The sequence below is a fragment of the Frankia sp. Mgl5 genome (assembly GCF_023242985.1).
Classification (GTDB): Bacteria; Actinomycetota; Actinomycetes; order Frankiales; family Frankiaceae; genus Parafrankia; species Parafrankia soli.
Genome location: NZ_JALKFY010000350.1, coordinates 1 through 236, shown reverse-complemented (window position 1 = coordinate 236; position 236 = coordinate 1). Strand labels below are relative to the sequence as shown.

Annotated in this window: 1 pseudogene; it reads left to right on the top strand. The window is 54.2% G+C overall.

Annotated features, from left to right (window positions below):
• Positions 1–17: 17 nt before the first annotated feature.
• A pseudogene (locus tag MXD62_RS09650) lies at positions 18–236 on the top strand (transposase); the annotation flags it as partial.

The window sequence follows — 236 nt, the reverse complement described above, 5'->3', positions numbered from 1 at the left end:
ACAATGCAGTGGTCACGGTGATCGAAGAGAAGGTTGTCGATCCGAGTAGCCCCATCTTGTGGGAGGCCATTGTCCAGTTGGGGAATCCGTCCACGTACCAGATGAAGCACCCGGTACGCCTGATCGGAACGCAGGACAGCAAAGGCAATCTGATCATGATCATGACCAACGACATGGCGATCAGCGCGGAAGAAGTCAGTGACGTGTACCGGTACCGCTGGCATATTGAACTGTTC